Origin of the sequence: Mucilaginibacter sp. (assembly GCF_039207105.1) — a bacterium.
GTDB lineage: Bacteria > Bacteroidota > Bacteroidia > Sphingobacteriales > Sphingobacteriaceae > Mucilaginibacter.
The window spans coordinates 1-6,916 of the sequence record NZ_JBCECK010000212.1 but is presented as its reverse complement, the minus strand read 5'-3'; the positions used below and the strand labels follow the sequence as shown (position 1 = coordinate 6,916).

Here is a 6,916-nt window from a genome sequence, read left to right as displayed (position 1 = left end):
GCAAAGCGTGGGGTTTGCTGGGTTGCTGTTTTAAAGTGCCAGTTACCTAAACCTCCCCGGCCGCCGGGTGTTAATATTTTGGTTTCGCCATCCTTAGTGATCTCAAAAATAACTTCGCCGGTTTCGGCATTTTTAACAGTGGTGCCAAGCGGTACTTCCAAAATCTCGTCGCGCCCGGTTTTACCTGTTCTTAATGAACTACCACCCGAATCACCATCGCCGGCAATTACGTGTTTGCGGTATTTAAGATGCAGCATTGTCCATAATTGAGCATTGCCTTTTACTATGACGTGACCTCCTCTGCCGCCATCACCGCCGTCCGGGCCGCCTTTTGAGGTTAAAATATCACGGTGTAAATGCGCAGAACCTGCACCACCGTGGCCCGAGCGGCAACAGATTTTAACGTAATCAACAAAATTGGAACCTTGCGACATAGCTTTCGAGATTTGTTAGGAAAAGTCGAAAAAGTCCGAAAGTCAGTAAAGTCCGAAAGTTAAGAATTTTGAGGCTCTCAACTTTCGGACTTTACTGACTTCCCGACTTGCGGACTTAATTAATATTGTTCAATAACAGCATCAATAGCACCATATATCTGGTCAATTGAGCCTATACCGTTTATGCTTTTAAATTTCTCCTGATTTTTATAAAAACCGGCAACAGGAGCCGTTTTATCATTGTATTCTTTAATACGCTTGCGAATAACTTCCGGGTTGGCATCGTCTGCACGGCCAGATTCTTTCCCACGCTCTAAAAGTCTGCGTTCCAACTCCACATCATCTACTTCCAGAGCTATCATGCCTGATATAGCGGCGGCTTTGCTTTTCAGCAGGTTGTCCAGTGCTTCAGCTTGTGCCACAGTACGTGGGAAACCATCAAATATGAAACCTTCAGCGTCCTTGTTAGCATCCAGTTTATTGCTGATCATTCCTATAACTACCTCATCCGGAACAAGCATGCCTTGATCCATCAATTTCTTCGCCTCTAAGCCAAGTTCTGTTCCCTGTGAAATTTCGCCGCGTAAAAGATCGCCGGTTGAAAGGTGTATTAAACCGTGTTTTTCAATAAGCTTTTGCGACTGAGTCCCTTTCCCTGCGCCGGGAGGACCAAACAATACCAGATTTAGCATGCTCTTAATAAATTAAAAGCCTTTCGGTACAACACAGAAAGGCTTAACGTTTGGTGCACTCGAAGGGAGTCGAACCCCTAACCTTCTGATCCGTAGTCAGACGCTCTATCCAATTGAGCTACGAGTGCTTTTTGAAACGGAATGCAAAAATAGAATTTTTACCTTTCACTGCAAACTTTTTTCAAATAACTTTCATAATTATTTTTCCATTTGTAGCCAAACAGCTGATTATATGGGAAATATCTTTAATAAAATTCTGCTGTTTGGCTTAATCTATCCTGGTATTACTTCACAATTTCGGCAATAGCGGTAAAATCCGGGAGATTTCCAGCATCTTCCAGTACTTCGGCATAAATAATTTCCTGATTTTCATCAATCACAAATGCCGCACGTTTAGATACTCCCTTTAAACCCAAAACAAAGTTTTCGTATAAAGCGCCAAAAGCTGATGAAACCTCTTTGTTAAAATCAGACAATAAATCAAACTGGTAATTGTTCTCTTCCTTAAATTTGGCCAGCGTAAAAGGCGAATCAACTGATATTCCTAATATGGTAGCATTTAAACCATCATAATAGCCAAAGCTATCGCGCATAGTACACAGCTGGGTAGTACAAACACCGGTAAACGCTAAGGGGAAAAAGTGTATAACTACTTTTCTGCCTTTAAAATCAGCCAGTGATACACTTTTTAATGCTGATGAAACTAATATAAAATCTGGTGCCTTTTGGCCAACTTGTATTGACATAGCTCTACTTTTTTATTTGCAAATAAAAATAAATAGAAACGGCTAATGGTAATGGGCAGGTAATTAATTGACTTTAGTACTTTTGGGTTATGAGATTATTTTCCATAATTGTTCTGTTATTTATTTCGGCATACAGCAAGGCCCAAACTCAGCCATTTCGCATTAGCACTAAACATTTAACCAACAATGTTTACGTACATATCTCATACGGTTTGCCTGATGGCAAGTCGCCTTTCCCGGCCAACGGGTTGTATATTGTAACCAAAGCAGGTATTATATTGATTGATACTCCCTGGGATGAAAACCAAACCCAGCAGTTAATGGATACTTTACAGCAACGCTATCGTCAAAAAATTGCCCTTTGTATAGCAACCCACTTTCATAGCGACCGTACCGCCGGCCTTGATTTGTTAAAAAAGAACGGCATTAAAACCTACGCCAGCAAGTTAACCAATACACTGGCCAAACAAGGCGGCAACAAACAGGCAGAATTTACTTTTAGCAGGGATACCATTTTTAACGTAGGTGAGGTAAGCGTACAAACCTATTATCCCGGCGAAGGTCATACTAAAGACAATATAGTGGTTTGGCTACCCCAAACTAAAGTACTTTTTGGTGGCTGTCTTATCAAAAGCATGGAAACCAATAGCAAGGGCTTTACTGATGATGGCAACATAACCGAGTGGCCAAATTCTGTAGCCCGTGTTGGCAAGCGATTTAAGAACATCAAATACGTTATACCCGGCCACCAGGGCTGGCAGGGCGATACTTTACAATTAAGCCACACTATAACCATTGCCAAAAGCAAATAAACTGATCTGAACTAAAAATTAAGTTATCAATTTCTTGATTAACTAATTATTTAGTTATAGCTTTAGCAATACCAATTCTCTAAAGCCATGATCAGGAATTATATTAAAACCGCGTTTCGCAGTCTTTCAACAAACAAGGGATTTACGTTTATCAATATTTTAGGGTTGGCGCTTGGTTTGGCCACCTGCCTGCTTATTATATTTTTTGTAATTGATGAGTTAAGCTATGATAGATATAACACCAACTATGAAAGAATATACCGCGTAAATACCGATCTGAAATTTAATGGCACCATATCCTATTTTGCAGGTTCGCCCATTCCTGTAGCTGATGCCCTGACACGGGAGTTCCCTGAGGTTGAAAAGGTAGTGCGCATAACTCCGGCAGTAAACATCCGCTTTAAAAAAGGAGATGAAATTATAAAGGAAGATGGAGCCACCTTTTATTGTGAAACAGGCATATTTGATATTTTTACTTTCCCACTCCTCTCCGGCGATCCTAAAACTGCATTAACAGAGCCTAACAATATTGTAATCACCGAATCGATGGCCAAAAAGTATTTTAACCGCAGCAATGTTGTAGGCGAAACACTTTTTTTGGTTACTGACAGCAGCACCCATAAAATAACCGGCGTAATGCGCGATATACCTGCCCAGTCGCACTTTAAAGCTAATTTTTTATTTGCTACCAACCCCGCAGGGCAAGGCCATTGGAATAGCATCAGCCCGTTTATAACCTATATGTTACTCAAACCGGGAACCGACCCTAAACGGTTTGAATCCAAACTTGCTCTGTTGATGAACAGGAACCTTCCTACGGCCGATTTTAATTATACCAAGTTCAAATCAAACGGCAATTATTTTAAATTGGGCCTAAGCCCGCTATCAACTATTCATTTACAATCAAACCGCCAGGGCGAAATCGGCATTAACGGAAATATTGAATACGTATATATATTTTCAGTTGTAGCTTTATTTATATTGTTACTGGCTTGTATTAACTTCATGAACCTGTCAACAGCCCGCTCAGCCAACCGTGCGCGCGAGGTTGGTGTACGCAAAGTGCTGGGTTCATCGCGCAAGCATCTGATATTTCAATTTTTAGCCGAATCCTTAATAATAACATTCGCAGCCGCCTTTTTAGCCATATTAATGGCCTGGGCATTATTGCCACTTTTTAATCATTTTTCAAACAAAGAGTTGTCAATCACTTTTCATGTATTGAGCTGGCTACTGCCTTCCTTAAGCATCATCGTTATTGCGGTTGGAATTTTGGCAGGCTCTTACCCGGCATTTTTCCTTTCGGCCTTTCAACCTATTGATGTTTTAAAGGGCAAATTATCTACAGGCTTTAAAGGTGGATTACTGCGAAGTACACTGGTTGTTTTCCAATTCTCCATTTCTATTTTTCTTATTATTGGCACGTTGGTTATCTACAACCAGCTCCACTATATTCAAAATAAGGACCTTGGTTTTAACCGGAATCAGGTACTTACTCTAAACAATGTAAATACATTAAACAATCCGCAAATACTAAAACAGGAAATAAAGCAATTACCCGGCGTTATAAATGCAACCCTTACCAGCTATTTACCTGTTGGTGGTTATCGGAGTATTGGATTTTTATCTGCCGATCAAAAAAACGGGCAGTCTACCCAGTTCTGGAAGGTTGATGAAGACTACCTGAACACGCTGGGTATGACTCTAAAGGAAGGACGGAGTTTTTCGGCACAGTTTAAAACAGATTCAACAGCGGTAGTTATCAATGAAACTGCTGCCAAGTTATTTGGACTGGGAAACAGTGCTATCAATAAACCGCTCTTTACCTGGAAAGGAAAAGATATCGACAAAAAGTACACCATCATTGGCGTAGTAAAAGATTTCAACTTCAGCTCACTGCGTGATAATGTAAGTCCGCTGGTAATGGTAATGGCTAATGATTGGCTGGCACGGTTAACCATACGTGTAAGCACCCACAATTTACCCGCGTTATTAGCCCAAATGGAAAACCGTTGGAAAGCCATAGCCCCACATGAGCATTTTGATTATTCGTTTATGGATGATGATTTTGCGACCATGTACCGAACTGAGCAGCGCATGGGCAACCTGTTTATCGCGTTTACTGCTTTGGCTCTTGTTATTGCCTGCGTGGGTTTATTTAGTTTAGCCGCTTACGCGGCCGAACAACGCTATCGTGAAATAGGGATTCGCAAAGTTTTAGGTGCAAGCGTTCCAGTTATTATAAAAATGTTGTCTAAAGCTTTTATAAAGTTGGTGATTATTTCCTTTTTGATTGCCGCGCCATTGGCCTGGCTAATCATGAATAAATGGTTGCAGGGTTTCGCTTACAGACAAGCTATTCAATGGTGGGAACTGTTAGTTGCCGGCACAGTTGCATTATTTATTACATTTATTACGGTTAGCACACAATCATTTAAAGCTGCAATGGCCAACCCGGTTGATAGCTTAAAGAACGAGTAAAAGCGCAAGACTAATAAGCTAAAGGAGAAAGATTTAACTATTAGAGTTTTGAGTTATGGTATTATATAGTTTATATTTGTAATACAACTATCTGTCATGAAAGCAATTATCATTACCCAGCCCGGCAAACCTTCGGTTTTGCAAATAGCCGAAAGACCCAAACCAACTTTTAGCGTCAACGAAGTGCTGATCAAAGTAGCCGCCGCAGGTATAAATCGCCCGGATGTTTTGCAGCGGCAGGGCAAATATCCCCCACCAGCCAATGTGGTGCAGGATATTCCGGGGCTTGAAATTGCAGGAACTATTGTTGAAGCCGGAGCTGATGTTACCCGCTGGAAAGTTGGCGACAAAGTTTGTGCCCTCGTATCTGGCGGCGGTTATGCCGAATATTGTAGCGTGCCCGAACAGCAATCCCTACCGGTACCTGATGGTTTATCATTTATTGAGGCAGCTTCCTTACCCGAAACCTATTTTACGGTTTGGAGCAATGTATTTGACCGGGGCAATTTTAAAGATGGTGAAACGCTGCTGGTGCATGGCGGCTCAAGCGGTATTGGTGTGGCCGCCATACAAATAGCCAAAGCCCTGAGCCGTACAATTTATGTTACTGCCGGCTCTGACGAAAAATGCCGTGCATGCGAGGGGCTTGGTGCTGCCAAAGCCATCAACTATAAAACAGAGAACTTTGCCACTGTTATTGAACAGTTGACCAATGATAAAGGTGTTGATGTGATATTAGATATGATAGGTGGTAATTACACACCCGGCAATGTTCGATCCTTAGCGGTTGAGGGCCGTTTGGTGATGATCAATACTATGAATGGTAAAGATGCTGAGGTGGATCTGGCCCGGGTAATGATGAGACGGCTAACCATTACCGGCTCAACCTTAAGGTCAAGAGAAGTAGAGTTTAAGGGTTCAATTGCACAAAACCTGCAAAAACATATCTGGCCTCTGTTGGCATCCGGTGCAATTAAGCCAGTGATACATGCCATTTTTAGACCCGAAGAAGCCGCCCAGGCACATGAACTCATGGAAAGCAGTGGACATATAGGCAAAATTGTACTGAATTTTGAGTAACAAAAAACCTCAAAACGGGTGTTAAGAAAATATCGAAACAAATGTTACTTTGGTATTTAAATATTTCGATAGAAATCTTAACTTTGCGCCTCTGAAATAGCATCTTATATTTTATTGTAACAGCTATTTAATAGAAAAATTCTTTAAAACACCAGGTTATATATGCCAAACATTGGAAAAATATCACGGATCATTGGTCCGGTAGTTGACGTAAGTTTCGCTGATGATGCTCATCTTCCCAAAATTTATGATGCATTAGAGATCACGAAAGAAAATGGCCAAAAAGTAATTTTAGAAGTTCAGCAGCACTTAGGCGAAGATCGTGTACGTGCTATCGCGATGGATTCAACAGACGGATTGCTACGCGGCATGAAGGTATTGGATTTAGAATCGGCTATTAAAATGCCGGTTGGCGAAAACATCAAAGGCCGTGTATTCAACGTAGTTGGTGATGCTATTGACGGTATCGCTGATTTAGATAAAGCCAATGGTCGTCCAATCCACAATACTCCTCCTCGTTTTGAGGACCTATCAACCGAAACTGAAGTACTTTTTACAGGTATCAAAGTTATCGACTTGTTAGAGCCTTATGTAAAAGGTGGTAAAATTGGTTTGTTTGGTGGTGCCGGTGTTGGTAAAACAGTATTGATCCAGGAACTGATCAACAACAT

The 6,916-nt window shown here is 41.3% G+C and carries 5 protein-coding genes, 1 tRNA gene and 2 pseudogenes; 4 read left to right on the top strand and 4 right to left on the bottom strand.

Annotation, left to right across the window (positions count from 1 at the left end; translation table 11 throughout):
- The 4 genes and pseudogenes from AAGC65_RS23905 to AAGC65_RS23890 all read right to left on the bottom strand — a co-directional run.
- A pseudogene (locus AAGC65_RS23905) lies at positions 1-434 on the bottom strand (GTPase ObgE); the annotation flags it as partial.
- Positions 435-553: 119 nt separating this feature from the next.
- Positions 554-1,126: an adenylate kinase gene (locus tag AAGC65_RS23900; RefSeq protein WP_343114980.1), complete on the bottom strand. Its 573-nt coding sequence runs from the start codon at positions 1,124-1,126 to the stop codon at positions 554-556.
- 51 nt (positions 1,127-1,177) lie between these two features.
- Positions 1,178-1,254, bottom strand: a tRNA-Arg gene (locus tag AAGC65_RS23895).
- 156 nt (positions 1,255-1,410) lie between these two features.
- Positions 1,411-1,872, bottom strand: coding sequence for a redoxin domain-containing protein (locus AAGC65_RS23890; protein WP_343114979.1), 462 nt, complete (start codon positions 1,870-1,872; stop codon positions 1,411-1,413).
- An 89-nt stretch (positions 1,873-1,961) separates the two neighbouring features.
- Here AAGC65_RS23890 and bla point away from each other — a divergent pair, with 89 nt between their 5' ends.
- The 4 genes and pseudogenes from bla to AAGC65_RS23870 all read left to right on the top strand — a co-directional run.
- A complete protein-coding gene (gene bla, locus AAGC65_RS23885) occupies positions 1,962-2,684 on the top strand; it encodes a subclass B1 metallo-beta-lactamase (protein WP_343114978.1) in 723 nt (240 codons plus the stop codon).
- A gap of 87 nt (positions 2,685-2,771) precedes the next feature.
- A complete protein-coding gene (locus tag AAGC65_RS23880) occupies positions 2,772-5,165 on the top strand; it encodes an ABC transporter permease (protein WP_343114977.1) in 2,394 nt (797 codons plus the stop codon).
- A gap of 96 nt (positions 5,166-5,261) precedes the next feature.
- The gene (locus tag AAGC65_RS23875) at positions 5,262-6,245 is read left to right on the top strand and encodes an NAD(P)H-quinone oxidoreductase (protein WP_343114976.1); all 984 of its coding nucleotides are present in this window, start codon (positions 5,262-5,264) and stop codon (positions 6,243-6,245) included.
- A gap of 162 nt (positions 6,246-6,407) precedes the next feature.
- Positions 6,408-6,916 (top strand): annotated as a pseudogene (locus AAGC65_RS23870) (F0F1 ATP synthase subunit beta); the annotation flags it as partial.